Here is a 23,566-nt window from a genome sequence, read left to right as displayed (position 1 = left end):
CTCAATATCATTTAATAATAAATATCATTACCGAATGAGTGTGGATCATGAGTTCTGTCCTGCATGAGGATCCTTACCTGGAGAGCTGGCGCTGGATGAGTCGCCAGATTCGCTGCGGCCTTGACCCCAACGAGCCGCGCCTGATCGAACATTACCTCAATGAGGGTCGATACCTGGCGTGCTGCACCGCGACCCATCCGTGGACGATCGCAGAAACCTCATTCCGCCTGCTGCTCGATACCGCCAGCGACATCGCGCTGCCCTGGCATTGGCGCTCCATGTGCCTGGATCAGGCGTGGCGCCCATTGCGCGACTTGGAAAAACTCTCTCACTGCGCCTGCCGCCTCAAGCGCTGGCAGTCCTTTGCGTGGCGATTGGCGACCTGCGAATTGCTGCCCTCCCTTTCTGTTTCTGACCTGGTGCAAGGATCTAACGATGAGTAACACCCGTATCGAACGCGACAGCATGGGCGAACTGCAAGTGCCGACCGAGGCCTTGTACGGTGCGCAAACCCAGCGCGCGGTGAACAATTTCCCGATCAGTCATCAACGCATGCCGGCGCAATTCATCCGCGCCCTGATCCTGGCCAAGGCCGCCGCCGCCAAGGTCAACGTCGACCTCAAGCAAATCAGCGAAGGGCAGGGCAAGGCCATCGTCGATGCCGCCCAAGGTTTGCTGGAAGGCGATTTTATGCAGCACTTCCCGGTGGATATTTTCCAGACCGGCTCCGGCACCAGTTCGAACATGAACGCCAATGAAGTGATTGCGACCCTGGCCACCCGTATGCTCGGTGAGCCGGTCAACCCCAACGACCACGTGAACTGCGGCCAGAGCAGCAACGACATCATCCCGACCACGATCCACGTCAGTGCCGCGCTGGTACTGCATGAGCAAACACTGCCGGCCCTGCTGCATTTGGTGCAAGTCATCGAACAAAAAGCCGAAGAGGTTCACCCGTTCATCAAGACCGGTCGCACGCACCTGATGGATGCCATGCCCGTACGCATGAGCCAGGTGCTCAACGGTTGGGCTCAGCAGCTCAAGGCTAATATCGGCCACCTGCAGGACCTCCTGCCGAGCCTGCAAGCGCTGGCCCAGGGCGGTACGGCAGTCGGTACCGGGATCAACGCACATCCGGAATTCGCGGCGCGTTTCAGCCAGCAACTGAGCAGTCTGACCGGTGTGAAATTCACGCCCGGCAAGAACCTGTTCGCTCTGATTGGCTCGCAGGACACAGCCGTCGCAGTCTCCGGCCAGTTGAAAGCCACCGCCGTGTCGCTGATGAAAATCGCCAACGACCTGCGCTGGATGAACTCCGGCCCGCTCGCCGGCCTGGGTGAAATCGAGCTGGAAGGCTTGCAGCCGGGTTCTTCGATCATGCCCGGCAAGGTCAACCCGGTGATTCCGGAAGCCACGGCGATGGTCGCCGCACAGGTCATCGGCAATGACACGGTGATCACCGTCGCCGGTCAGTCAGGCAACTTCGAGCTGAACGTGATGCTGCCGATCATTGCGCAGAACCTGCTCAGCAGCCTGGAATTGCTGGCCAATTCCAGCCGTTTGCTGGCCGATAAAGCCATCGCCAGCTTCAAGGTCAACGAAGCCAAGCTCAAGGAAGCGTTGTCGCGCAACCCCATCCTGGTGACCGCACTCAACCCGATCATCGGTTACCAAAAGGCCGCTGAAATCGCCAAAAAAGCCTATCAACAGGGCCGTCCGGTGATTGATGTTGCCCTCGAGCACACCGACTTGCCGCGCAGCCAACTGGAGGTCCTGCTGGATCCGGAAAAGCTCACGGCTGGCGGCGTGTAATCACCGACCCTGCTTTGGAGGCTCACCATGGAGCACTGGAAACGCACGATCGAACGGGCCAATCGCTGCTTTATGGCGGGCGAGTTGGTTGACGCTCGCGAGGCCTACTTGCAAGCCCTGGCCCTTGCCCAAGTGTTGTTCGAACGCTGGGCGGACGCCGACGAAGCAGTGGCGGCTTGCGTCATTTCCCATCACAACCTGGCGGACCTGCACCTGCGCCTGAACCAGCCGGAGGAAAGCGCGGAATACCTGTGCGCTATCCATCAGCGCCTGCTGCAGACCATGCAGGACCCGCGTCTGAGCCCGCAATTGCGCGAAGCGGCGCTGCGCCAGAGCAGCAAAACCTACGTCGAGCTATTGAATTTCATCAGCGATCACGGTGAGTACCCGCGCACCCATCGCCTGTTGGGTGGTGCTGCGGTGCAACCCGCCACTCCTCATTACGGAGCACATTGATATGACTTATACCTTGCCTGCATTGCCTTACGCCTACGACGCACTGGAACCGCATATCGATGCGCAAACCATGGAAATCCACTACACCAAGCACCACCAGACCTACATCAACAATCTCAACGCCGCCGTCGAGGGCACCGAGTTCGCTGGCTGGCCGGTCGAGAAGCTGGTCTCCAGCGTGCAGCAACTGCCGGAAAAACTGCGTGCAGCCGTGATCAATCAGGGCGGTGGTCATGCCAACCACTCGCTGTTCTGGGCGGTGATGTCGCCCAAAGGTGGCGGCAAACCCGATGGTGCGCTGGGCAAGGCCATTGAGGAGCAATTGGGCGGTTTCGACAGCTTCAAGGAGGCTTTCACCAAGGCCGCATTGACCCGTTTCGGCAGCGGCTGGGCCTGGCTGAGCGTCACTCCGCAAAAGACCCTGGTGGTGGAGAGCAGCGGTAACCAGGACAGCCCACTGATGAACGGCAATACCCCGATCCTCGGCCTGGACGTCTGGGAGCATGCCTACTACCTGCTGTACCAGAACCGCCGCCCGGAATACATCAATGCCTTCTACAGTGTCATTAATTGGTCAGAAGTTGCCGCCCGCTATCAGGCTGCCGTGGCCTGACATTCACCTTCATAACAAGATCTAAGGCCGACTATGGGCACTGAAACACTGGCGATCAGCAGCGGGCGAATGTTTCGTTATGCGTTTGGCTCGCTGCTGCTATTGGCAGGTACCGCATTGCTGGTGGCCCACGGGCTGGCCTGGTTGAACCTGGAACCACGCATTCTGCGCGCCCTGCAGGGGGGATCCATCTGCGCGCTCGGCACGGCGCTCGGCGCGGTACCGGTGCTGGTTATTCGACGCATGCCGGTGGCATTGAGCGATACGCTGCTGGGCTTTGGGGCTGGCGTCATGCTGGCGGCGACGGCGTTTTCGCTGATCGTGCCGGGCATTGCTGCAGCTGAAGGCCTGGGGCTTTCGCCCTGGGGCGCCAGTGGTTTGATCAGTTTTGGCATCATGTTGGGTGCTTTCGGGCTGTATCTGGTGGACCGCAAGGTCTCCGGTGCCAGCCCGGAAATGCTGGTGGGCACGCCGGAAAAACCGGTGATTCCGCCGCGTATCTGGCTGTTTGTGTTTGCCATCATCGCCCACAACATCCCGGAAGGTATGGCGGTGGGCGTCTCGGCGGGCGGCGGCATGCCGGATGCCGACAGCCTGGCCATGGGCATTGCCTTGCAGGACGTGCCCGAAGGGCTGGTGATTGCGTTGGTGTTGGCCGGGGCCGGGATGTCGCGGGTCAAGGCATTCCTGATCGGCGCGGCGTCAGGCCTGGTGGAGCCGGTATTTGCCGTGCTATGTGCCTGGTTGGTAAGTCTGGCCGAGGTGCTTCTGCCGCTAGGCTTGGCGCTGGCAGCCGGTGCGATGCTGTTGGTGGTGACTCACGAAGTGATCCCCGAGTCGCGACGCAATGGTCACGAAAAACTTGCCAGCCTGGGGTTGTGCATCGGGTTCTGCTTGATGATGGTGATGGACACGGCCTTGGGGTAAACCGCTCCCTTGTAGGAGCCGGCTTGCCGGCGATCAATCCTGAGACGAGCGGTGCGCTTGGCGACGCCATCGCCGGCAAGCCGGGCTCCTACAGAGGGTTATTCGCCTTCGTCGAAGTAGTTATTGATCAGCGCGACCAGTGCGTCCATCGCGTCCTGCTCTTGCTCACCTTCCGTCTTCAAGTGAATCTTGGTGCCTTTGCCGGCTGCCAACATCATCATGGCCATGATGCTTTTGCCATCGACCATAGATTCCGGCGTGCGACCCGCACGGATCTGGCAGGGAAACTTCCCGGCCACGCCCACGAATTTAGCCGAAGCGCGGGCATGCAGACCCAGTTTGTTGATGATTTCAATTTCCAGAGCGGGCATCGCGGGGGTGTTCCTTTCAGCTAAGGTCGCGGTGGCGGACCTGGACATTCTTGAGGGTTTGTTGCAACACCTGGCCCAGGCGCTCGGTCAGGTAGACGGAGCGGTGATGCCCGCCGGTGCAGCCGATGGCAATGGTGACATAAGCCCGGTTGCTGGCGGCAAAACGCGGAAGCCACTTAAGCAGGTAACCGGAGATGTCCTGAAACATCTCCTCCACATCCGGTTGCGCGGCCAGGTAATCGGCCACGGGCTGGTCCAGCCCCGACTGTTCGCGCAGTTCCGGCTTCCAGTAAGGGTTAGGCAGGCAGCGCACGTCGAACACCAGGTCGGCGTCCACCGGCATGCCGCGCTTGAACCCAAACGACTCGACCAGAAACGCCGTACCCGGCTCGGGCTGGTTCAGCAGGCGCAGCTTGATGGCATCGCGCAACTGGTACAGGTTGAGGCTGGTGGTGTTGATCTTGAGGTCGGCGAGGTCAATGATCGGTCCCAGCAGCTTGGTTTCGTCTTCGATGGCTTCGGCCAGGGAGCGGTGAGGGCTGCTGAGGGGGTGACGCCGGCGGGTTTCCGAGAATCGCTTGAGCAGCGTCTCTTCGTCGGCATCCAGGTAAAGCACGTCGCAATGAATGTGCTTGGCCCGCACTTCCTCGAGCAATTGCGGGAAGCGCTCAAGGTGGCTGGGCAGGTTGCGGGCATCAATCGAGACGGCGACCAGCGGTTGCGCCAGTTCGGTGTGAATCAACGCGCGTTCCGCCAATTCCGGCAGCAGGCCGGCGGGCAAGTTGTCGATGCAATAGAAACCGTTATCCTCAAGTACGTTGAGGGCGGTGCTTTTACCCGAGCCGGAGCGGCCGCTGACGATGATCAAACGCATGATTACTGCCCGCTCTGTTCATCCAGGACAACCTGATACAGCGCCTCGTTGCTGCTGGCACTGCGCAGTCTGTCGCGTACTTCCTTGCGGTCGAGCATGCTGGCGATCTGCCGAAGCAGTTCCAGGTGCGCATCGGTGGCGGCTTCCGGGACCAGCAGCACGAACAGCAGGTCGACCGGTGCACCATCGATAGCATCGAAATCAATGGGTTTTTCCAGGTGCAGCAAGGCGCTGACGGGTGTCTCGCAGCCTTTGAGGCGGCAGTGGGGGATGGCGATGCCGTTGCCAAAACCGGTCGAACCGAGTTTTTCACGGGCAATCAGAGCCTCGAAGACATCCTGCATCTCCAGATCAGGCACTTGGCTGCTGATCAGGTTGGCAATTTGTTCAAGGGCTTTCTTTTTACTGCCGCCCGGCGCGTTCACAAGGGAACGGCCGGGGGTCAGGATGGTTTCAAGTCGGATCATGGGGGGAGAGTTAACGACCTGTACCTTGCATCAGGTGCAGATTCTTTTCCTTATGCTTTATGAGTTGGCGGTCCAGCTTGTCGTAGAGCGAGTCGATCGCCGCGTACATGTCTTCATGCTCTGCATTGGCGACGAGCTTTGCATTCGGTACGTGCAGGGTGGCCTCGATTTTCTGCTTGAGCTTATCGACCTCCATGATGACCTGCACGTTGGTGATCTTGTCAAAATGCCCTGCCAGCTTGTTCAGCTTGCTTTCGGTGTATTCACGCAGGGGTTTGGTGACTTCCAGCTGGTGTCCACTGATGTTGACTTGCATACAGCTTCTCCTTCGTTGCCAGTGCATAAAGCGGCAGGCAAAAGCGCCTGCCACTGGAACGCTGTGGCCCGCCCGTCACATCAAACGCTTACGCTCGCTGGAAGGCGCGATCCCGAGGGACTCGCGGTACTTGGCGACGGTTCGACGGGCGACCTGAATGCCTTGTGCCTCCAGTAAACCAGCGATCTTACTGTCACTCAATGGCTTTTTCTGATTTTCCGCGGCAACCAGTTTTTTGATGATCGCGCGGATCGCCGTGGACGAGCATTCACCGCCTTCGGAGGTGCTGACGTGGCTGGAGAAAAAGTATTTCAGCTCATATATACCCCGTGGGGTATGCATGAATTTTTGCGTGGTAACCCGCGAAATCGTCGATTCATGCATGCCCACCGCTTCGGCGATATCATGCAGCACCAACGGTTTCATGGCTTCGTCGCCGTACTCCAGGAAGCCGCGCTGGTGCTCGACGATCTGGGTGGCCACTTTCATCAGGGTTTCGTTGCGGCTTTGCAGGCTCTTGATGAACCAGCGGGCTTCCTGCAGCTGGTTACGCATGAAGGTGTTGTCGGCGCTGGTGTCGGCGCGACGCACGAAACCGGCGTATTGCGGATTGACCCGCAGGCGTGGCACCGATTCCTGGTTCAGCTCCACCAGCCAGCGCTCATTGTCCTTGCGCACAATGACGTCGGGCACCACGTATTCGGCTTCGCTGGATTCGATCTGCGAGCCGGGGCGTGGGTTGAGGCTCTGGACCAGCTCGATGACCTGGCGCAGGTCGTCTTCCTTGAGCTTCATGCGGCGCATCAACTGGCTGTAGTCGCGACTGCCCAGCAGGTCGATGTAATCGGTGACCAGGCGCTGGGCCTCGGCGAGCCAAGGCGTCTTGGCCGGCAGTTGGCGCAATTGCAGCAGCAGGCATTCGCTCAGGGTGCGCGCGCCGATCCCGGCAGGCTCGAATTGCTGGATGCGGTGCAGGACGGCTTCGATCTCGTCCAGCTCGATATCCAGTTCCGGGTCGAACGCTTCAAGAATTTCTTCGAGCGTCTCGTCTAGATAACCCTGGTTGTTGATGCAGTCGATCAGGGTCACGGCGATCAGGCGGTCGGTGTCCGACATCGGCGCCAGGTTCAGTTGCCACAGCAAATGGCTTTGCAGGCTCTCGCCGGCGGACGTGCGGGTGGTGAAGTCCCACTCGTCGTCGTCATTACTGGGCAGGCTGCTGGCGCTGGTCTGGTAGACGTCCTCCCACGCCGTGTCGACGGGAAGTTCGTTGGGGATGCGTTCGTTCCATTCGCCTTCCTCAAGGTTATCCACCGTTGGGGCGGTTTCCTGGTAGGAAGGTTCCTGCACGTCGGAATTGGGTTTTTGCTCGATGTTATCGGCCAGCGGGTCTGCGTTATCGAAGTCGTCGCCTTCTTCCTGGCGTTCGAGCATCGGATTGGACTCCAGGGCCTCCTGGATTTCCTGTTGCAGGTCCAGGGTCGACAATTGGAGCAGGCGGATGGCCTGTTGCAGCTGCGGTGTCATCGTCAGCTGCTGGCCCATTCTCAGGACTAGCGATGGTTTCATGGCAGGGGCTTAACACCTTATTCGCCGGCGCAATGCGCCATCCACGACAGGGCGCGTGAGCGCCAAACATAAGCAAATTATATGCCTGATGTCGGGGGCTTTGCCTAGAGCGCGGTAACAATAAAAAACCGGAGGTTTTCATTGACTCCCGCGCACCTCGGCAAACGGCCGTGACACCACGGTGTTTACAGGCGGAACTCGTGACCCAGGTACACTTCCTTGACCAGTTCGTTGGCCAGGATGGTGGCGGAATCACCTTCGGCGATCAGTTGGCCATCGTTGACGATATACGCGGTCTCGCAGATATCGAGCGTCTCACGGACATTGTGGTCAGTGATCAACACGCCAATGCCCTTGGCCTTGAGGTGATGGATGATCTGCTTGATGTCGCCGACCGAGATCGGGTCGACGCCGGCAAACGGTTCGTCCAACAGGATGAACTTGGGCGCAGTGGCCAGCGCGCGGGCGATTTCCACACGACGACGCTCGCCGCCGGAAAGGCTCATGCCGAGGTTGTCGCGGATGTGGTTGATATGGAACTCCTGCAGCAGGCTTTCCAGCTCCTTGCGACGGCCGTCACGGTCGAGTTCCTTACGGGTCTCGAGGATCGCCATGATGTTATCGGCGACCGACAGTTTACGGAAGATCGACGCTTCCTGCGGGAGATAGCCGATACCGGCGCGCGCACGACCGTGCATTGGTTGGTGGCTCACGTCCAGGTCGTCGATCAGCACGCGACCCTGATCCGCCTGGACCAGGCCGACAATCATGTAGAAGCAGGTGGTCTTGCCGGCGCCGTTGGGGCCGAGCAAGCCGACGATCTGGCCGCTGTCGATCGACAGGCTGACGTCGCGCACGACCTGACGGCTTTTATAGGCCTTGGCCAGATGCTGGGCTTTCAGGGTTGCCATTACTCGGCCTTCTTCTTCGGCTGGATAACCATGTCGATGCGTGGGCGTGGCGCGGTGACCTTGGAGCCATTGGCGCGACCGGCGTTAGCGATCTGTTTCACGGTGTCATAGGTGATTTTTTCACCTTCCGTGGAGTTGCCGTCGGGGCTCAGTACCTTGGCCTGGTCGATCAGCACGATGCGGTTCTGCTGGGCGTGGTACTGGATGGTCTTGCCGTAGCCCTTCATCGGGCCGGTATCGGCAGCGGACTGCTTCTGTTCGAAGTAAGCCAGGTTGCCTACCGACGTCACCACGTCGATATCGCCGGTCTTGGTGCGCGTAAGCGTCACGGTATTGCCGGTGATCTTCATCGAACCCTGGGTGATGATCACGCCGCCGGTGTAGGTGGCAACGCCTTGCTTGTCATCCAGCTGCGCATCGTCAGCCGAGATATGGATCGGCTGCTGGCTATCGTTCGGCAGAGCCCAGGCGCTCACGCTTCCCAGTGCTGCGCCCAGACTGAGCAAAATAGGGAGAGTTTTAACGAGCCTCATACTGTCCTCTTACGTTCGATAGCAGGTGTATCCTGCTTTCTTTCAAATACGCTTTCATTCCCTTGCCAGTCGATACACCGCCAGCGCCGTCGATTCTAACGTCTTGCTCGGTCTGCGCATATTGCTTCTGCGGGAATACGGTCATGCGACTGCTGGTAATCACGGTCTCACGATTTTTATCGTCGGTGCGCGCAACGCGCACCGAGTCGATCAGTTCCACCTCGGTACCGTCCGGGTTGACCTCGCCACGCTTGCTGGTGACGTGCCATGGGAACTCGGTGCCGCGGTAAATGTTCATGTCAGGGTTGGTCAGCAGCGTAATTTCGCTGGCCTTCACGTGCTCGACCTTGTCTGAGGTCATCTCGTACTGCACCTTGCCGTCGGGCAGGAACTGCACGCTCTTGGCATTGATGGCGTAATAGTCGATAGCCCCCTCATCAACCTGCGCGGCAGGCTGGTCGAGAAAGCGCTCCGGGCTGATATTCCAGTAGCCTACCGCCAGGAACAGCGCAGCGATGACCCCGAATATCAGGAAGTTGCGAATCTTTTTGCTCAGCATAAAACGCTCTATAAGTAGGCGGCGTGGGCCGCTTCAAGGCTGCCCTGGGCACGCAGGATCAGCTCGCAGAACTCGCGGGCGGCACCTTCGCCACCACGGGCGGTGGTGATGCCATGGGCGTGCTCGCGAACAAACGCCGCCGCATTGGCGACGGCCATGCCCAGGCCTACTCGACGGATCACCGGCAGGTCTGGCAGGTCATCGCCCAAGTAGGCGACCTGCTCATAGCTTAGGTTGAGTTGGCCAAGAAGCTCGTCCAGAACCACCAGTTTATCCTCGCGGCCCTGATACAGGTGAGGAATCCCCAGGTTTTGTGCGCGGCGTTCCACAACCGGAGTTTTCCGACCGCTGATAATCGCCGTTTGCACGCCCGATGCCATCAGCATCTTGATGCCCTGGCCGTCGAGTGTGTTGAACGTCTTGAATTCGCTGCCGTCTTCGAGGAAGTACAGGCGGCCATCGGTCAGCACGCCATCAACGTCGAAAATCGCCAATTTGATGTTTTTACCGCGTTGCAACAGGTCGCTGGTCATTTACATCACTCCCGCACGCAGCAAGTCGTGCATGTTCAGGGCGCCGATCGGGTGGTCATTGCCATCGACCACCACCAGCGCGCCGATCTTATGGTCTTCCATGATTTTCAAGGCTTCGGCCGCCAGCATCTCGGGGCGGGCGGTCTTGCCGTGGGGGGTCATCACCGCGTCGATGGTGGCGGTGTGGATATCAATGGTGCGGTCCAGGGTGCGACGCAGGTCGCCGTCGGTGAAGACCCCGGCCAGGCGGCCGTCGGCTTCCAGGATCACGGTCATGCCGAGGCCCTTGCGGGTCATCTCCATCAACGCGTCCTTCAGCAAGGTGCCGCGCTGGACGTGGGGCAATTCATCACCGGAATGCATGACGTTTTCCACTTTCAGCAGCAGGCGGCGGCCCAAGGCACCACCTGGATGGGAAAACGCGAAGTCTTCAGCGGTAAATCCACGGGCTTCCAGCAACGCCACGGCCAGGGCGTCGCCCATGACCAGTGCGGCGGTGGTGGAGGAGGTGGGTGCCAGGTTCAGTGGGCAGGCTTCATGGTCCACGTGAACATTCAGGTTCACTTCGGCGGCCTTGGCCAGCGTCGATTCCGGGTTGCCGGTGAGGCTGATCATCTGGATGCCCAGGCGCTTGATCAGCGGCAACAGGGTCACGATTTCGTTAGTGGTGCCTGAGTTTGACAGCGCCAGGATGATGTCATCCTTGGTGATCATGCCCATGTCACCGTGGCTGGCTTCGGCCGGGTGCACGAAAAATGCGGTGGTCCCGGTGCTGGCCAGGGTGGCGGCGATCTTGTTGCCGACGTGGCCCGACTTGCCCATGCCGACCACGACAACGCGGCCCTTGCTGGCCAGAATCATCTCGCAGGCGCGTACGAAATCTGCGTCGATATGCGCCAGCAAGCCTTCTACGGCTTCAAGCTCGAGGCGGATGGTGCGTTGTGCGGATTGAATAAGGTCGCTGGATTGGCTCATGTCTGAAATCGTATAGCCTGACGAAAAGTCGGCGATTATAGCGGTAATGATCAATTCCCTCACGCTAGTTCGTCAGGCTTTGTTCGCAATGCGCCTGAGATTCATCCTAAGCAACGATTTTTCCCTGTCCCCAATCTGAACAAGCGCTGTTCCGGCCTTGGGCGCCTTGTACCAGCAGTGATATAGTTCGCCGCCAGTTCGGTCCGCCCAGTCCACGTGCCAACTATTGCACAACGGTTGCAAACGTTTGTCGCAAGCGTGGTGTCTGAGTGAGAGGCTGCATCCCAAGGAGTTTAGATGAGTGCCGATAACGCCTACGCGGTCGAGCTGAAGGGACTGACCTTCAAGCGCGGGACGCGCAGCATCTTCAATAACGTCGATATCCGCATTCCGCGCGGCAAGGTCACGGGCATCATGGGGCCTTCCGGTTGCGGCAAGACCACCCTGTTGCGCCTGATGGGCATGCAATTGCGTCCCAGCGCCGGCGAAGTGTGGGTCAATGGCCAGAACCTGCCGACGCTGTCGCGCAGCGATCTGTTCGATGCGCGCAAACATATGGGTGTTCTGTTTCAGAGCGGTGCGCTGTTCACCGACCTCGATGTGTTCGAGAACGTGGCCTTTCCGCTGCGGGTGCATACCCAGCTGTCCGATGAAATGATTCGTGACATCGTGTTGCTGAAACTGCAGGCCGTAGGCCTTCGTGGTGCCATCGACCTGATGCCTGACGAGCTGTCCGGCGGCATGAAGCGCCGTGTGGCCCTGGCGCGCGCCATCGCCCTCGACCCGCAGATCCTCATGTATGACGAGCCCTTCGTCGGCCAGGACCCCATCGCCATGGGCGTGCTGGTGCGCTTGATTCGTCTGCTCAATGATGCACTGGGCATCACCAGTATCGTGGTTTCCCACGATCTTGCAGAAACCGCGAGCATTGCCGATTACCTGTATGTGGTCGGCGATGGCCAGGTGCTGGGGCAGGGCACGCCTGAAGAGCTGATGAACGCAGACAACCCGCGCATTCGCCAATTCATGACCGGCGATCCTGATGGCCCGGTGCCTTTTCACTTTCCGGCAGCGGATTACCGCTCAGATCTTCTGGGGAAGCGCTGATGCGCAAGACATCTCTTATCGAGAAGGTTCGCCTTTTCGGTCGCTCGGGTATCGACATTGTCGAAGTGCTCGGCCGTTCGACGATTTTCCTGTTCCACGCCCTGCTCGGTCGCGGCGGTATTGGCGGCGGCTTCGGCCTGCTGGTCAAGCAGCTGCATTCGGTCGGCGTGATGTCCCTGGTGATCATTGTGGTCTCCGGGGTCTTCATCGGCATGGTGCTGGCGTTGCAGGGCTTCAATATTCTTTCCAGCTACGGTTCGGAGCAGGCGGTCGGGCAGATGGTCGCCCTGACGCTGCTGCGTGAGCTGGGGCCGGTGGTGACCGCCTTGCTGTTCGCCGGGCGTGCGGGTTCCGCGCTGACCGCCGAAATCGGCAACATGAAGTCCACCGAACAGCTGTCCAGCCTGGAAATGATCGGCGTGGACCCGCTCAAGTACATTGTTGCCCCACGCCTGTGGGCCGGCTTCATTTCCCTGCCACTGCTGGCGATGATCTTCAGCGTGGTCGGTATCTGGGGCGGTTCGTGGGTGGCGGTGGACTGGCTGGGCGTCTACGACGGCTCCTACTGGGCCAACATGCAAAACAGCGTGACCTTCAGCGGTGACGTGCTCAACGGCATCATAAAGAGCATCGTCTTCGCCTTTGTCGTCACCTGGATCGCCGTATTCCAAGGCTACGACTGTGAGCCCACTTCAGAAGGGATCAGTCGCGCCACCACCAAGACCGTTGTGTACGCCTCGCTGGCGGTACTGGGCCTTGACTTCATTTTGACCGCCTTGATGTTTGGAGATTTCTGATGCAAAACCGCACTGTGGAAATCGGTGTCGGCCTTTTCTTGCTGGCTGGCATCCTGGCTTTACTGTTGTTGGCCCTGCGAGTCAGTGGCCTGTCGGCCAGCCCCACCGCCGATACTTATAAACTTTACGCGTACTTCGACAATATCGCCGGTTTGACTGTCAGAGCTAAAGTGACCATGGCCGGTGTGACCATCGGCAAGGTTACGGCAATCGATCTGGACCGCGACAGCTTCACCGGGCGAGTGACCATGCAACTGGACAAGAAGGTAGATAATCTGCCAACTGACTCCACTGCATCTATCCTCACTGCGGGTCTGCTGGGCGAGAAATACATCGGTGTCAGCGTGGGTGGGGAAACAGCCCTGCTCAAGGATGGCTCGACAATCCACGACACACAGTCGTCGCTGGTGCTTGAAGACCTGATCGGTAAATTCCTGCTTAATACGGTCAATAAAGACGCCAAATGAGGAATCTGTTCATGATCTCTACCTTGCGACGTGGCCTGCTGGTGTTGTTGGCAGCGCTGCCGCTGATGGCTAACGCTGCAGGTTCTGCCCACGACCTGGTGCAGGACACGACCAGCAAAATGCTGGCTGACCTGACTGCCAATAAAGAGCAGTACAAGCAAGATCCGAGTAAGTTCTACGACGCACTCAACACCATTGTCGGCCCAGTCGTCGATGCCGAGGGCATTTCCCGCAGCATCATGACGGTCAAGTATTCGCGCAAAGCTACCCCTGCGCAGATGCAGACTTTCCAGGAAAACTTCAAGAAGGGCCTGTTCCAGTTCTACGGTAACGCTTTGCTTGAGTACAACAACCAGGGTATTACCGTCGCTCCAGCCGGTGACGAGTCCGGTGATCGCACCAGCGTCAACATGAGCGTCAAGGGTAACAACGGCGCCGTCTACCCGGTGCAGTACACGCTGGAGAAGATCAACGGCGAGTGGAAGCTGCGTAACGTGATCATCAACGGGATCAACATCGGCAAGCTCTTCCGTGACCAGTTCGCCGATGCCATGCAGCGCAATGGCAACGACCTGGACAAAACCATCAATGGTTGGGCCGGTGAAGTCGCCAAGGCCAAGGAAGAAACCGATAAAGCTGCCGGGAAGCCTGCGCAATGACCGAGTCGGCTGTTCGTCTAGGCGATGCCGGCGAGTTGTTCATCAGCGGCGTGCTGGATTACCGCACCGGGCCTGACCTGCGCAAGCAGGGCCAGGCCCTGATCAAGACCAGCTCCGCGCCCGCGCTGGTGCTGGATTGTTCGGCAGTGACCAAGTCCAGCAGCGTCGGCTTATCGTTGTTGCTGTGCTTCATGCGTGATGCCGAAGCGGCCAAAAAACCCGTCAGCATTCGCGCAATGCCCGAAGACATGCGTGAAATTGCCGAAGTTTCCGGTCTGACCGAGCTGCTGGCGCATCCTTAATACACATTATTAGAGAGGCCCCCCGTCAGAGTCCTGCTATGCGGGGTTCGCAGGCGCGGGGCTTTTTTGTATGATGTGCGACCCGCGCGCACTGGGCGCCGATAGAGGTTGAGCATGCAGGCCCTAGAAGTTAAGAGCTTTCTTGAAGGAAAGCTGCCGGAAACGACCGTTGAAGTTGAAGGCGAAGGCTGCAACTTCCAGCTGAACGTGATTAGCGATGAACTGGCGGCACTCAGCCCGGTCAAGCGTCAACAGCAGATCTATGCCCATTTGAACCCGTGGATCACCAATGGCAGCATCCATGCGGTCACTATGAAATTTTTCAGCCGCGCGGCCTGGGCCGAGCGCACCTGAGCCCCCAAGGCGTCGAGATTCTTATGGATAAATTGATTATTACCGGCGGTGCCCGCCTTGATGGCGAGATTCGCATCTCCGGTGCAAAAAACTCCGCCTTGCCGATCCTGGCAGCGACCCTGCTGTGCGATGGCCCGGTCACCGTGGCCAACCTGCCGCACCTGCACGACATCACCACCATGATCGAGCTGTTCGGTCGCATGGGCATTGAGCCGGTGATCGACGAGAAACTGGCTGTCGAAATCGACCCGCGCACTATCAAGACCCTGATCGCCCCGTACGAACTGGTGAAAACCATGCGTGCGTCGATCCTGGTGCTGGGCCCGATGGTTGCCCGTTTCGGTGAAGCCGAAGTCGCCCTGCCTGGCGGTTGCGCCATCGGTTCGCGCCCGGTGGACCTGCACATCCGTGGCCTCGAAGCCATGGGCGCAGTGATCGACGTCGAAGGCGGCTACATCAAGGCCAAGGCGCCGGAAGGCGGCCTGCGTGGCGCGAATTTCTTCTTTGATACCGTCAGCGTGACCGGTACCGAGAACATCATGATGGCCGCTGCCCTGGCCAAAGGCCGCAGCGTGCTGCAGAACGCCGCGCGTGAGCCGGAAGTGGTCGACCTGGCCAACTTCCTGAACGCCATGGGTGCCAAGGTTTCCGGTGCCGGCACCGACACCATCACCATCGATGGTGTAGAGCGCCTGCACACCGCTACCTATAAGGTCATGCCAGACCGCATCGAGACCGGCACCTACCTGGTTGCCGCCGCCGTGACCGGTGGCCGCGTCAAGGTCAAGGACACCGATCCGACCATCCTGGAAGCGGTCCTGGAAAAACTGCGCGAAGCCGGTGCCGAAATCACCACCGGTGAAGACTGGATCGAGCTGAACATGCACGGCAAGCGTCCTAAAGCCGTCAACGTGCGCACCGCTCCGTACCCGGCGTTCCCGACCGACATGCAGGCGCAGTTCATCTCATTGAACGCCATTGCTGAAGGCACCGGCGCCGTGATCGAGACCATCTTCGAAAACCGCTTCATGCACGTGTACGAACTGCACCGCATGGGCGCGAAGATCCAGGTTGAAGGCAACACCGCCATCGTTACCGGCACCGAGAAACTCAAGGGCGCGCCAGTGATGGCCACCGATCTGCGGGCTTCGGCCAGCCTGGTGATCTCGGCGCTGATCGCCGAAGGCGATACCCTGATCGACCGTATCTACCACATAGACCGTGGTTACGAGTGCATTGAAGAAAAACTGCAGATGCTCGGCGCAAAAATCCGCCGCGTACCGGGCTAGTTGCTGTTTGTAGTGAGCGGGCTTGTCGGGTCGCCGCATCGCCCGCGCTGACCTGCGAATCGGCCCTAAAAATCTTGGGAGCGCTTCGCACTCCAGCGCGGGCGATGCGGCGACCCGACAAGCCGGCTCACTACAAATTAAAGAAGCAGTATGCTGAATTTGTTTCAAATCGAGGCTGTAATGGCCTCGATCTGTGTCCGGCGCCGTTTGCGACCGGGCAGCAATAGCCTGATGAAGGACTGACGTTTCCCATGTTGACCATCGCACTGTCCAAGGGCCGCATCCTTGACGACACTTTGCCGCTTCTGGCTGAAGCGGGCATCGTGCCGACCGAGAATCCGGACAAGAGCCGCAAGCTGATCATCCCCACGACCCAGGACGACGTTCGCCTGTTGATCGTGCGGGCTACCGACGTGCCGACCTACGTTGAGCATGGCGCGGCCGACCTGGGTGTCGCCGGTAAAGACGTGTTGATGGAATACGGCGGCCAGGGCCTGTACGAGCCATTGGACCTGCGTATCGCCCTGTGCAAGCTGATGACCGCTGGCCGTGTCGGTGATGTCGAGCCCAAAGGCCGCCTGCGTGTGGCGACCAAGTTCGTCAACGTTGCCAAGCGTTACTACGCCGAACAAGGTCGCCAAGTCGACATCATCAAGCTCTACGGCTCGATGGAACTGGCGCCGCTGATCGGCCTGGCCGACAAGATCATCGACGTGGTCGACACCGGCAACACCCTGCGTGCCAACGGTCTTGAGCCGCAAGAATTCATTGCCGACATCAGCTCCCGCCTGATCGTCAACAAAGCATCGATGAAGATGCAGCACGCCCGTATCCAGGCGTTGATCGACACCCTGCGCAAGGCAGTGGAGTCGCGACACCGCGGTTGACTTACCCGCGTAGCTGGAAGGCTGCGCCCGTCTATCCGCCTCATAGCCAGAATTCTCAGGTGCCCAAGCGGAAACGACTGCTAGTTTAGGGCGCCTGAGTTTTTGCCAATTCTATTGAGGCCCTCGCTATGACCACGTCCACTGCAATTGCCCGACTCAACGCTGCCGACCCGGATTTCGCCCATCATCTGGATCATCTGCTGAGCTGGGAAAGCGTGTCCGACGAGTCGGTCAACGGGCGAGTGCTCGACATCATCAAGGCCGTGCGCGAGCGCGGTGATGCGGCGCTGGTGGACTTCACCCGCCAGTTCGATGGCCTGGACGTCGCGTCGATGTCCGACCTGATCCTGCCCCGTGAACGCCTGGAACTGGCCCTGACGCGCATTACTGCGCCTCAGCGCGAAGCCCTGGAAATCGCGGCGGCGCGCGTGCGCAGCTACCACGAAAAACAGAAACAGGACTCCTGGAGCTACACCGAGGCCGACGGCACCGTGCTGGGCCAGAAGGTCACGCCACTCGACCGCGCTGGCCTGTACGTGCCGGGCGGCAAGGCGTCGTACCCGTCGTCGGTGTTGATGAACGCGATCCCGGCCAAAGTGGCGGGCGTGACCGAAGTGGTCATGGTCGTGCCGACCCCGCGCGGTGAAATCAACGAGCTGGTGCTGGCCGCCGCCTGCATCGCCGGTGTCGACCGCGTGTTCACCATCGGTGGCGCCCAAGCCGTCGCGGCCTTGGCTTACGGCACCGAGAGTGTGCCGAAAGTGGACAAGGTGGTCGGCCCTGGCAATATCTACGTCGCCACCGCCAAGCGCCACGTGTTCGGCCAGGTCGGTATCGACATGATCGCCGGCCCGTCGGAAATCCTCGTGGTGTGCGACGGCCAGACTGATCCGGACTGGATTGCCATGGACTTGTTCTCCCAGGCCGAGCACGACGAAGACGCCCAGGCGATCCTGGTCAGCCCGGACGCGGAATTCCTCGACCAAGTCGCCGCCAGCATCAACAAGCTGCTGCCGACCATGGACCGCGCCGAGATCATCGAGAAGTCGATCAATGGCCGTGGCGCGTTGATCCTGGTGCGTGACATGGAGCAGGCCATTGAAGTGGCCAACCGCATCGCGCCGGAGCACCTGGAACTGTCCGTCGCCGATCCGCAAGCCTGGCTGCCGTCGATCCGCCACGCCGGTGCGATCTTCATGGGCCGCCACACCAGCGAAGCCCTGGGCGACTACTGTGCGGGCCCGAACCACGTGCTGCCGACGTCCGGCACCGCGCGTTTCTCGTCGCCGCTGGGGGTGTATGACTTCCAGAAGCGTTCGTCGATCATCTTCTGTTCGCCACAGGGTGCCTCCGAGCTGGGCAAGACCGCCTCGGTGCTGGCCCGTGGTGAGTCCCTGAGCGCTCACGCCCGTAGCGCTGAATACCGCATCCTTGAAGAGAAGGGGAACTGAGACATGAGCAAATTCTGGAGCCCTTTCGTCAAGGACCTCGTGCCTTACGTGCCCGGCGAGCAACCCAAGCTGACCAAACTGGTCAAGCTCAACACCAATGAAAACCCCTACGGACCATCGCCCAAGGCGTTGGCCGCGATGCGGGCCGAGTTGAACGACAACCTGCGCCTGTACCCGGACCCCAACAGTGACCTGCTCAAGCAGGCGGTCGCCAAGTATTACGGGATCGATGCTGGCAAGGTGTTCCTTGGCAACGGTTCCGATGAAGTTCTCGCGCACATTTTTCACGGCCTGTTCCAGCACGATCTGCCGCTGCTGTTCCCGGACATCAGCTACAGCTTCTACCCGGTTTACTGCGGGCTCTATGGCATCAAGTCCGCTCCGGTGCCGCTGGACGAACAGTTCCAGATCCGCGTGGCGGACTACGCGAAGCCGAACGGCGGGATCATCTTCCCCAACCCGAACGCGCCCACCGGCTGCGTGCTGGCGCTGGACGCCGTGGAGCAGATCCTCAAGGCCAACCCGGACTCGGTGGTGGTGGTCGATGAAGCCTATATCGACTTCGGCGGTGAAACAGCCATCAGCCTGGTGGACCGCTACCCGAACCTGCTGGTGACCCAGACCCTGTCCAAATCGCGCTCACTGGCCGGTTTGCGCGTGGGCCTGGCCGTGGGTCACCCGGACCTGATCGAAGCGCTGGAGCGGGTCAAGAACAGCTTCAACTCCTACCCGCTGGATCGCCTGGCGATTGTTGGTGCAGCGGCGGCGTTCGAGGACCGTGAGTATTTCGAGAAGACGTGCCAACGGGTGATCGACAGCCGCAACAAGGTGGTCGGGCAGTTGGAGGCGAAGGGGTTTGAAGTGTTGCCGTCAGCGGCGAACTTCATCTTTGCTCGTCACCCCAAGCACGACGCTGCCGGCCTGGCGGCCAAGTTGCGTGAGCAAGGTGTGATCGTGCGGCACTTCAAGCAGGCGCGGATTGCCCAGTTCCTGCGGATCAGCATTGGTACGCCTGAGCAGAACCAGGCGCTGATTGATGGGCTAGGCCAGCTCTAACGAGCGCTGAAATTAAATGTGGGAGGGGGCTTGCCCCCGATGGCGGTGTATCAGTCGGCTAATGCATTGACTGACACACTGCTATCGGGGGCAAGCCCCCTCCCACATTGGGTTCTACAGTGTTGCTTAGATCAGTGGCTCGTCCGACTTCTTGTTCTTCCAACCATCATTGCCCGGCAGCAGCAGGTTCAAACCAATCGCCACCACCGCACACAGGGCGATGCCCTTGAGGCCGAAATCATCCGGGCCGGTGCCGGTGCCGACCAGCACACCGCCAATCCCGAACACCAACGTCACCGACACGATCACCAGGTTGCGCGCCTCGCCCAGGTCGATCTTGTGGCGGATCAGCGTGTTCATGCCCACCGCAGCAATCGAACCGAACAGCAGGCACAGGATCCCGCCCATCACCGGCACGGGGATACTCTGCAGCAGTGCGCCGAACTTGCCGATGAACGCCAGGCTGATGGCAAACACCGCCGCCCAGGTCATGATTTTCGGGTTGTAGTTCTTGGTCAGCATCACCGCGCCGGTCACTTCCGCGTAGGTCGTGTTAGGTGGGCCGCCAAACAGGCCGGCGGCCGTGGTGGCAATGCCGTCGCCCAGCAGGGTGCGATGCAGGCCGGGCTTCTTCAGGTAGTCGCGACCGGTCACGCTGCCGACCGCAATCACACCGCCGATATGCTCGATCGCCGGGGCCAGGGCCACGGGGACGATGAACAGGATCGCCTGCCAGTTGAATTCCGGCGCGGTGAAGTGGGGCAGGGCGAACCACGGCGCGGCGGCGATCTTCGCCGTGTCGACCACGCCGAAGTAGAACGACATGGCAAAACCCACCAACACGCCGGAAATGATCGGCACCAGGCGGAAAATCCCCTTGCCGAACACCGCCACGATCAAGGTGGTCAGCAGCGCCGGCATCGAGATCAGCATCGCCGTCTGGTAATGGATCAGCTCGGTGCCGTCACCGGCTTTACCCATCGCCATGTTGGCGGCGATCGGTGCCATGGCCAGGCCGATGGAGATAATCACCGGCCCGATCACCACGGGTGGCAGCAGCCGGTCGATAAACCCGGTGCCCTTGATCTTCACGGCCAGGCCCAGGAAGGTATAAACGAAGCCGGCGGCCATCACCCCGCCCATGGTCGCCGCGAGGCCGAACTGGCCCTTGGCGAGAATGATCGGGGTGATGAAGGCAAAGCTCGACGCCAGGAAGACCGGCACCTGCCGCCCTGTCACCACCTGGAACAGCAACGTGCCCAGGCCCGCGGTGAACAGCGCGACGTTTGGATCAAGACCTGTGATCAGCGGCATCAACACCAGCGCGCCAAATGCTACGAAGAGCATTTGTGCGCCAGACAGGATCTGGCGCCAAAGCGGGTCGTTGAATTCATCCTGCATGTTCACGCGTCCTTCTGCTTGGTGCCGAAGATCTTGTCACCGGCATCGCCCAGGCCTGGGATGATGTAGCCGTGTTCGTTCAGGCGCTCGTCGATGGAGGCGGTGTAGATCTGCACGTCCGGGTGGGCCTTCTCGACGGCCGCAATGCCTTCGGGCGCAGCGACGAGAACCATGGCGCGGATGTCCCGGCAACCGGCTTTTTTCAGCAGGTCGATGGTGGCAACCATGGAACTGCCGGTAGCCAGCATCGGGTCGATGATCATCGCCAGGCGCTCGTTGATTTCCGGAACGAGTTTTTCCAGGTAGGTGTGGGCTTCCAGCGTCTCTTCGTTGCGGGCTACGCCCACGGCGCTGACCTTGGCGCCCGGGATCAGGCTGAGGACGCCTTCAAGCATGCCGATACCGGCGCGCAGGATCGGGACCACGGTGATTTTCTTACCGGCGATTTTTTCCACCTGGACGGGACCGGCCCAACCGGGGATCTCGTAGGTTTCCAAGGGTAAGTCCTTGGTGGCTTCGTAAGTGAGCAACGCTCCGACTTCCTGAGCAAGCTCACGGAAGTTCTTCGTGCTAATGTCGGCGCGGCGCATAAGGCCGAGCTTGTGTCGGATCAGCGGATGGCGGATCTCGCGAGTGGGCATGGGAAAGGCTCCGGCGGCGGGCAAAAAAACCGGCCTAGATTAATCTATCCGAGGGTGTTGTCCTATAGACATCTAGTACGTTAGTCCATTAAGGCTTGCTCGGAGCGCACGAGAAGCGTACCTTCGCCCGCTTTTCTTGCCACAGCACCCCCTTGGAGAGCGCCATGTCCGCTGATCTCGAGCATATCCGTCAAATCATGCGCGAGGCTGACTGCCTGTACACCGAAGCGCAAGTCGAAGAGGCGATCGCCAAGGTCGGCGCGCACATCACCCGCGAAATGGCCGACACCAACCCGGTGGTCTTCTGCGTGATGAACGGTGGCCTGATCTTCGCCGGCAAATTGCTGACCCACCTGCAATTCCCGCTGGAAGCCTCCTACCTGCACGCCACCCGCTATCGCAACGAAACCAGCGGCGGCGACCTGTTCTGGAAAGCCAAGCCGGAAGTCTCGTTCATCGACCGCGACGTGCTGATCATCGACGACATCCTCGATGAAGGCCACACCCTGGGCGCGATCATCGACTTCTGCAAACACGCTGGCGCGCGCAAAGTGCATACCGCTGTGCTGATCGACAAAGACCACGACCGCAAAGCCCGCCCAGACCTGAAGGCTGATTATGTCGGCCTGCCGTGCATCGACCGCTACATCTTCGGTTACGGCATGGACTACAAAGGTTACTGGCGCAATGCCAATGGGATCTTTGCCGTCAAAGGGATGTAAGCCATGGCCCGCTTTCTTGATCAGACGCTGTTTGCCGAACTGGCCGAGAAAGCGGCCGCCAGCCCTCGCGGTCGACACCACCACAACTTCCACCAGATGGAAGAGCCTTGCCATAGGCTGGCGGTGGGCCTGCAACCGGACACCTACGTGCCGCCCCATCGGCACCTGAGTACGGACAAGGCCGAAAGCTTGCTTGTGCTGCAAGGCAGCCTGGGTTTGCTGGTGTTCAGCGCAACGGGCGAAGTGCTCGCCAAGCGTGTGATGCAGGCCGGTGGTGAATGCGCCGGTGTCGATCTTCCGCCCGGTGTATTTCACGGTTTGGTGGTGCTGGAGCCCGACACCGTGATGTTCGAGTGCAAGGCTGGCCCTTATCGTCCGGTGGGCGAGGGCGAACTGGCTGACTGGGCGCCCCGCGAAGGCGATGCCGGCGTGGCCGAGTATCAACGCTGGATGCTTGCCCAGTTCGATTGAGCTACAGTGCTGGGCCCATCTTGCCGGAGCGGCCCATGAGCCTGTTGATACGCACCTGCGCCGCCCTGGCGCTGACCCTCAGCCTGCCGCTGGCCGCCGCGCCTGCACCGATGCACAGCCAGTTCCTGCCCTCGGACGACCTGAGCCTGCGCGCCGAAGCGCCGGACCAGCAACAATTGCTGCAAGTCACCGAGTACGCGGTGGTGGTGGGCAACCAGCGCCAGTCCAGCCAACAGCCGATCCCGGTGACCTCGCCGCTGATGATCCGCCTCAAGGGCAAGCCCCTGAACAAAGGTGCGACCATCGCCCAAGTGGTGCTCAATTTTGATGCTGAGAGCAAAAGCCTGAAAAAGCCCGCTTTCGATGACAAGAGCAAGACGTTGACCTTGTCGTACCCGGTGGCCCAGTACCGCGTGATTGTCGACTTGCTGCGCAATGACACGGTGTATGTGCAGTTCCTCAGTTATGCCAACGGGCATATCTGGGCGGATTTGCATACCGGAGCCGTTCGCGCGAAGTAGTCAGGCGACACAGATTCCGTTATGTGGATGCAATTGATGTGGGAGCTGGCTTGCCTGCGATAGCGTTGTCTCAGTGACAGAGGGGCCAGTTGACCCACCGCTATCGCAGGCAAGCCAGCTCCCACATAAGTGTTTGGTTGTTTTCGAAGGTGGTGTCTGGCAGGTAAACTTCAGGCCCCGTGTAAATGTCTGCAGGCTGGAGTCGGTAATGCGTAAAGATAAGAAACAGGTGATTGGTGACGAGATCGGCGACGATCAGATCAAGTTGTTCCTGGACTTCGAGCCGGTCGACGCGACTTCCCCGTCCCTGCACAAACTGATCAAGGCCTACCGTGGCCTGCGTATCGACGATTTCGAGCGGTTCCTGGGGTTTTTCAAGGAAGCGGGCCTGGACCTCGACGGCAAGGATGAGCATGGCCAGACCTTCGTCGACCTGATCAAGGACCAGCGCCACGCGGACGAGTACATCGTACTGATCGAAAACGCTCGCGGCTGATTATCCGAGACATAAAAAAACGCCCCGCT

31 protein-coding genes are annotated in these 23,566 nt (G+C 60.0%); 19 read left to right on the top strand and 12 right to left on the bottom strand.

Annotated features, from left to right (window positions below; all coding sequences use genetic code 11):
* The first annotated feature begins 47 nt into the window (after positions 1 to 47).
* Genes EJ576_RS12110 through EJ576_RS12090 form a run of 5 tightly spaced genes read left to right on the top strand, consistent with a single transcriptional unit; the run spans position 48 to position 3,808 of the window.
* The gene (locus EJ576_RS12110) at positions 48 to 443 is read left to right on the top strand and encodes a FagA protein (protein ID WP_123478175.1); all 396 of its coding nucleotides are present in this window, start codon (positions 48 to 50) and stop codon (positions 441 to 443) included.
* The gene (locus EJ576_RS12105) at positions 436 to 1,812 is read left to right on the top strand and encodes an aspartate ammonia-lyase (protein ID WP_122723746.1); all 1,377 of its coding nucleotides are present in this window, start codon (positions 436 to 438) and stop codon (positions 1,810 to 1,812) included. Before EJ576_RS12110 ends, EJ576_RS12105 begins: the two co-directional genes overlap by 8 nt.
* Positions 1,813 to 1,839: 27 nt before the next feature.
* On the top strand, positions 1,840 to 2,268 hold the full coding sequence (locus EJ576_RS12100) for a hypothetical protein (protein ID WP_028618853.1): 429 nt from the start codon (positions 1,840 to 1,842) through the stop codon (positions 2,266 to 2,268).
* A gap of 1 nt (position 2,269) precedes the next feature.
* Positions 2,270 to 2,881 carry a superoxide dismutase gene (locus EJ576_RS12095; RefSeq protein ID WP_028618854.1) on the top strand — a complete coding sequence of 204 codons (612 nt, stop codon included), beginning with the start codon at positions 2,270 to 2,272 and terminating at the stop codon, positions 2,879 to 2,881.
* Positions 2,882 to 2,914: 33 nt separating this feature from the next.
* Positions 2,915 to 3,808, top strand: coding sequence for a ZIP family metal transporter (locus tag EJ576_RS12090; RefSeq protein WP_016976208.1), 894 nt, complete (start codon positions 2,915 to 2,917; stop codon positions 3,806 to 3,808).
* A 98-nt stretch (positions 3,809 to 3,906) separates the two neighbouring features.
* Here EJ576_RS12090 and EJ576_RS12085 read toward each other — a convergent pair whose 3' ends face one another.
* The 10 genes from EJ576_RS12085 to EJ576_RS12040 all read right to left on the bottom strand — a co-directional run bounded on the left by EJ576_RS12085 (position 3,907) and on the right by EJ576_RS12040 (position 10,916).
* Positions 3,907 to 4,179, bottom strand: coding sequence for an HPr family phosphocarrier protein (locus tag EJ576_RS12085; protein ID WP_122723750.1), 273 nt, complete (start codon positions 4,177 to 4,179; stop codon positions 3,907 to 3,909).
* Between the two features lie 16 nt (positions 4,180 to 4,195).
* Positions 4,196 to 5,053, bottom strand: a complete 858-nt coding sequence (rapZ, locus tag EJ576_RS12080) for an RNase adapter RapZ (RefSeq protein WP_122723752.1) — start codon at positions 5,051 to 5,053, stop codon at positions 4,196 to 4,198.
* Between the two features lie 2 nt (positions 5,054 to 5,055).
* Positions 5,056 to 5,520 carry a PTS IIA-like nitrogen regulatory protein PtsN gene (ptsN, locus tag EJ576_RS12075; RefSeq protein ID WP_122723754.1) on the bottom strand — a complete coding sequence of 155 codons (465 nt, stop codon included), beginning with the start codon at positions 5,518 to 5,520 and terminating at the stop codon, positions 5,056 to 5,058.
* Positions 5,521 to 5,530: 10 nt separating this feature from the next.
* Complete coding sequence (gene hpf / locus EJ576_RS12070; RefSeq protein WP_003171804.1) at positions 5,531 to 5,836, bottom strand: ribosome hibernation-promoting factor, HPF/YfiA family; 306 nt, start codon at positions 5,834 to 5,836, stop codon at positions 5,531 to 5,533.
* A gap of 75 nt (positions 5,837 to 5,911) precedes the next feature.
* Positions 5,912 to 7,405, bottom strand: a complete 1,494-nt coding sequence (locus EJ576_RS12065) for an RNA polymerase factor sigma-54 (RefSeq protein WP_016974289.1) — start codon at positions 7,403 to 7,405, stop codon at positions 5,912 to 5,914.
* 185 nt (positions 7,406 to 7,590) lie between these two features.
* A complete protein-coding gene (gene lptB, locus EJ576_RS12060; protein ID WP_003171806.1) occupies positions 7,591 to 8,316 on the bottom strand; it encodes an LPS export ABC transporter ATP-binding protein in 726 nt (241 codons plus the stop codon).
* A complete protein-coding gene (gene lptA / locus EJ576_RS12055) occupies positions 8,316 to 8,849 on the bottom strand; it encodes a lipopolysaccharide transport periplasmic protein LptA (RefSeq protein WP_122723756.1) in 534 nt (177 codons plus the stop codon). Before lptA ends, lptB begins: the two co-directional genes overlap by 1 nt.
* Complete coding sequence (gene lptC, locus EJ576_RS12050; RefSeq protein ID WP_028618860.1) at positions 8,836 to 9,408, bottom strand: LPS export ABC transporter periplasmic protein LptC; 573 nt, start codon at positions 9,406 to 9,408, stop codon at positions 8,836 to 8,838. The genes lptA and lptC overlap by 14 nt, the downstream gene beginning before the upstream one ends.
* An 8-nt stretch (positions 9,409 to 9,416) precedes the next feature.
* A complete protein-coding gene (locus EJ576_RS12045; protein ID WP_010213109.1) occupies positions 9,417 to 9,941 on the bottom strand; it encodes an HAD family hydrolase in 525 nt (174 codons plus the stop codon).
* On the bottom strand, positions 9,942 to 10,916 hold the full coding sequence (locus EJ576_RS12040; RefSeq protein WP_028618861.1) for a KpsF/GutQ family sugar-phosphate isomerase: 975 nt from the start codon (positions 10,914 to 10,916) through the stop codon (positions 9,942 to 9,944). It lies immediately after the preceding gene.
* A gap of 297 nt (positions 10,917 to 11,213) precedes the next feature.
* On the opposite strand from EJ576_RS12040, the gene EJ576_RS12035 reads away from it, so the two are divergent.
* The 10 genes from EJ576_RS12035 to hisC all read left to right on the top strand — a co-directional run bounded on the left by EJ576_RS12035 (position 11,214) and on the right by hisC (position 19,285).
* Positions 11,214 to 12,023 (top strand): ATP-binding cassette domain-containing protein, encoded by an 810-nt coding sequence (locus EJ576_RS12035; protein ID WP_003171811.1) that lies wholly within the window; start codon positions 11,214 to 11,216, stop codon positions 12,021 to 12,023.
* Positions 12,023 to 12,820, top strand: a complete 798-nt coding sequence (gene mlaE / locus EJ576_RS12030) for a lipid asymmetry maintenance ABC transporter permease subunit MlaE (protein ID WP_028618862.1) — start codon at positions 12,023 to 12,025, stop codon at positions 12,818 to 12,820. The genes EJ576_RS12035 and mlaE overlap by 1 nt, the downstream gene beginning before the upstream one ends.
* Positions 12,820 to 13,287, top strand: coding sequence for an outer membrane lipid asymmetry maintenance protein MlaD (gene mlaD, locus EJ576_RS12025; RefSeq protein WP_003171814.1), 468 nt, complete (start codon positions 12,820 to 12,822; stop codon positions 13,285 to 13,287). Before mlaE ends, mlaD begins: the two co-directional genes overlap by 1 nt.
* An 11-nt stretch (positions 13,288 to 13,298) precedes the next feature.
* A complete protein-coding gene (locus EJ576_RS12020) occupies positions 13,299 to 13,946 on the top strand; it encodes a phospholipid-binding protein MlaC (protein WP_123478183.1) in 648 nt (215 codons plus the stop codon).
* Positions 13,943 to 14,248, top strand: a complete 306-nt coding sequence (locus EJ576_RS12015) for a lipid asymmetry maintenance protein MlaB (protein ID WP_122723760.1) — start codon at positions 13,943 to 13,945, stop codon at positions 14,246 to 14,248. The genes EJ576_RS12020 and EJ576_RS12015 overlap by 4 nt, the downstream gene beginning before the upstream one ends.
* Positions 14,249 to 14,362: 114 nt before the next feature.
* A complete protein-coding gene (locus EJ576_RS12010) occupies positions 14,363 to 14,602 on the top strand; it encodes a BolA family protein (protein WP_122723762.1) in 240 nt (79 codons plus the stop codon).
* A gap of 23 nt (positions 14,603 to 14,625) precedes the next feature.
* A complete protein-coding gene (gene murA / locus EJ576_RS12005) occupies positions 14,626 to 15,891 on the top strand; it encodes a UDP-N-acetylglucosamine 1-carboxyvinyltransferase (RefSeq protein WP_010213103.1) in 1,266 nt (421 codons plus the stop codon).
* A gap of 251 nt (positions 15,892 to 16,142) precedes the next feature.
* Positions 16,143 to 16,778, top strand: coding sequence for an ATP phosphoribosyltransferase (gene hisG / locus EJ576_RS12000; protein WP_010213102.1), 636 nt, complete (start codon positions 16,143 to 16,145; stop codon positions 16,776 to 16,778).
* A gap of 128 nt (positions 16,779 to 16,906) precedes the next feature.
* Positions 16,907 to 18,229 (top strand): histidinol dehydrogenase, encoded by a 1,323-nt coding sequence (gene hisD, locus EJ576_RS11995; RefSeq protein WP_122723764.1) that lies wholly within the window; start codon positions 16,907 to 16,909, stop codon positions 18,227 to 18,229.
* 3 nt (positions 18,230 to 18,232) lie between these two features.
* Positions 18,233 to 19,285 carry a histidinol-phosphate transaminase gene (gene hisC / locus EJ576_RS11990; RefSeq protein WP_126570429.1) on the top strand — a complete coding sequence of 351 codons (1,053 nt, stop codon included), beginning with the start codon at positions 18,233 to 18,235 and terminating at the stop codon, positions 19,283 to 19,285.
* A gap of 126 nt (positions 19,286 to 19,411) precedes the next feature.
* On the opposite strand, the gene EJ576_RS11985 is transcribed toward hisC, so the two are convergent.
* On the bottom strand, positions 19,412 to 20,686 hold the full coding sequence (locus EJ576_RS11985; RefSeq protein WP_126570428.1) for a uracil-xanthine permease family protein: 1,275 nt from the start codon (positions 20,684 to 20,686) through the stop codon (positions 19,412 to 19,414).
* 2 nt (positions 20,687 to 20,688) lie between these two features.
* Positions 20,689 to 21,327 carry a uracil phosphoribosyltransferase gene (gene upp / locus EJ576_RS11980; protein WP_010213094.1) on the bottom strand — a complete coding sequence of 213 codons (639 nt, stop codon included), beginning with the start codon at positions 21,325 to 21,327 and terminating at the stop codon, positions 20,689 to 20,691.
* 164 nt (positions 21,328 to 21,491) lie between these two features.
* Here upp and EJ576_RS11975 point away from each other — a divergent pair, with 164 nt between their 5' ends.
* The 4 genes from EJ576_RS11975 to EJ576_RS11960 all read left to right on the top strand — a co-directional run bounded on the left by EJ576_RS11975 (position 21,492) and on the right by EJ576_RS11960 (position 23,537).
* Entirely contained in the window at positions 21,492 to 22,049 is a 558-nt protein-coding gene (locus EJ576_RS11975) for a hypoxanthine-guanine phosphoribosyltransferase (RefSeq protein ID WP_025856323.1), read from the top strand.
* Between the two features lie 3 nt (positions 22,050 to 22,052).
* Positions 22,053 to 22,520 carry a WbuC family cupin fold metalloprotein gene (locus tag EJ576_RS11970; protein WP_126570427.1) on the top strand — a complete coding sequence of 156 codons (468 nt, stop codon included), beginning with the start codon at positions 22,053 to 22,055 and terminating at the stop codon, positions 22,518 to 22,520.
* A gap of 35 nt (positions 22,521 to 22,555) precedes the next feature.
* Complete coding sequence (locus EJ576_RS11965) at positions 22,556 to 23,041, top strand: hypothetical protein (RefSeq protein ID WP_126570426.1); 486 nt, start codon at positions 22,556 to 22,558, stop codon at positions 23,039 to 23,041.
* Positions 23,042 to 23,249: 208 nt separating this feature from the next.
* A complete protein-coding gene (locus tag EJ576_RS11960; protein ID WP_126570425.1) occupies positions 23,250 to 23,537 on the top strand; it encodes a PA4642 family protein in 288 nt (95 codons plus the stop codon).
* Positions 23,538 to 23,566 lie beyond the last annotated feature (29 nt).

Origin of the sequence: Pseudomonas sp. C 49-2 (assembly GCF_003970195.1) — a bacterium.
Taxonomy (GTDB): domain Bacteria; phylum Pseudomonadota; class Gammaproteobacteria; order Pseudomonadales; family Pseudomonadaceae; genus Aquipseudomonas; species Aquipseudomonas canadensis.
The sequence above is the reverse complement of the archived record's forward strand: the minus strand, read 5'-3'. Positions and strand labels throughout refer to the sequence as shown.

Coding starts and splice junctions, on each gene's coding strand:
- EJ576_RS12110 (WP_123478175.1), top strand. CDS start 48: ATGAGTTCTGTCCTGCATGAGGATCCTTACCTGGAGAGCTGGCGCTGG.
- EJ576_RS12105 (WP_122723746.1), top strand. CDS start 436: ATGAGTAACACCCGTATCGAACGCGACAGCATGGGCGAACTGCAAGTG.
- EJ576_RS12100 (WP_028618853.1), top strand. CDS start 1,840: ATGGAGCACTGGAAACGCACGATCGAACGGGCCAATCGCTGCTTTATG.
- EJ576_RS12095 (WP_028618854.1), top strand. CDS start 2,270: ATGACTTATACCTTGCCTGCATTGCCTTACGCCTACGACGCACTGGAA.
- EJ576_RS12090 (WP_016976208.1), top strand. CDS start 2,915: ATGGGCACTGAAACACTGGCGATCAGCAGCGGGCGAATGTTTCGTTAT.
- EJ576_RS12085 (WP_122723750.1), bottom strand. CDS start 4,179: ATGCCCGCTCTGGAAATTGAAATCATCAACAAACTGGGTCTGCATGCC.
- rapZ (WP_122723752.1), bottom strand. CDS start 5,053: ATGCGTTTGATCATCGTCAGCGGCCGCTCCGGCTCGGGTAAAAGCACC.
- ptsN (WP_122723754.1), bottom strand. CDS start 5,520: ATGATCCGACTTGAAACCATCCTGACCCCCGGCCGTTCCCTTGTGAAC.
- hpf (WP_003171804.1), bottom strand. CDS start 5,836: ATGCAAGTCAACATCAGTGGACACCAGCTGGAAGTCACCAAACCCCTG.
- EJ576_RS12065 (WP_016974289.1), bottom strand. CDS start 7,405: ATGAAACCATCGCTAGTCCTGAGAATGGGCCAGCAGCTGACGATGACA.
- lptB (WP_003171806.1), bottom strand. CDS start 8,316: ATGGCAACCCTGAAAGCCCAGCATCTGGCCAAGGCCTATAAAAGCCGT.
- lptA (WP_122723756.1), bottom strand. CDS start 8,849: ATGAGGCTCGTTAAAACTCTCCCTATTTTGCTCAGTCTGGGCGCAGCA.
- lptC (WP_028618860.1), bottom strand. CDS start 9,408: ATGCTGAGCAAAAAGATTCGCAACTTCCTGATATTCGGGGTCATCGCT.
- EJ576_RS12045 (WP_010213109.1), bottom strand. CDS start 9,941: ATGACCAGCGACCTGTTGCAACGCGGTAAAAACATCAAATTGGCGATT.
- EJ576_RS12040 (WP_028618861.1), bottom strand. CDS start 10,916: ATGAGCCAATCCAGCGACCTTATTCAATCCGCACAACGCACCATCCGC.
- EJ576_RS12035 (WP_003171811.1), top strand. CDS start 11,214: ATGAGTGCCGATAACGCCTACGCGGTCGAGCTGAAGGGACTGACCTTC.
- mlaE (WP_028618862.1), top strand. CDS start 12,023: ATGCGCAAGACATCTCTTATCGAGAAGGTTCGCCTTTTCGGTCGCTCG.
- mlaD (WP_003171814.1), top strand. CDS start 12,820: ATGCAAAACCGCACTGTGGAAATCGGTGTCGGCCTTTTCTTGCTGGCT.
- EJ576_RS12020 (WP_123478183.1), top strand. CDS start 13,299: ATGATCTCTACCTTGCGACGTGGCCTGCTGGTGTTGTTGGCAGCGCTG.
- EJ576_RS12015 (WP_122723760.1), top strand. CDS start 13,943: ATGACCGAGTCGGCTGTTCGTCTAGGCGATGCCGGCGAGTTGTTCATC.
- EJ576_RS12010 (WP_122723762.1), top strand. CDS start 14,363: ATGCAGGCCCTAGAAGTTAAGAGCTTTCTTGAAGGAAAGCTGCCGGAA.
- murA (WP_010213103.1), top strand. CDS start 14,626: ATGGATAAATTGATTATTACCGGCGGTGCCCGCCTTGATGGCGAGATT.
- hisG (WP_010213102.1), top strand. CDS start 16,143: ATGTTGACCATCGCACTGTCCAAGGGCCGCATCCTTGACGACACTTTG.
- hisD (WP_122723764.1), top strand. CDS start 16,907: ATGACCACGTCCACTGCAATTGCCCGACTCAACGCTGCCGACCCGGAT.
- hisC (WP_126570429.1), top strand. CDS start 18,233: ATGAGCAAATTCTGGAGCCCTTTCGTCAAGGACCTCGTGCCTTACGTG.
- EJ576_RS11985 (WP_126570428.1), bottom strand. CDS start 20,686: ATGCAGGATGAATTCAACGACCCGCTTTGGCGCCAGATCCTGTCTGGC.
- upp (WP_010213094.1), bottom strand. CDS start 21,327: ATGCCCACTCGCGAGATCCGCCATCCGCTGATCCGACACAAGCTCGGC.
- EJ576_RS11975 (WP_025856323.1), top strand. CDS start 21,492: ATGTCCGCTGATCTCGAGCATATCCGTCAAATCATGCGCGAGGCTGAC.
- EJ576_RS11970 (WP_126570427.1), top strand. CDS start 22,053: ATGGCCCGCTTTCTTGATCAGACGCTGTTTGCCGAACTGGCCGAGAAA.
- EJ576_RS11965 (WP_126570426.1), top strand. CDS start 22,556: ATGAGCCTGTTGATACGCACCTGCGCCGCCCTGGCGCTGACCCTCAGC.
- EJ576_RS11960 (WP_126570425.1), top strand. CDS start 23,250: ATGCGTAAAGATAAGAAACAGGTGATTGGTGACGAGATCGGCGACGAT.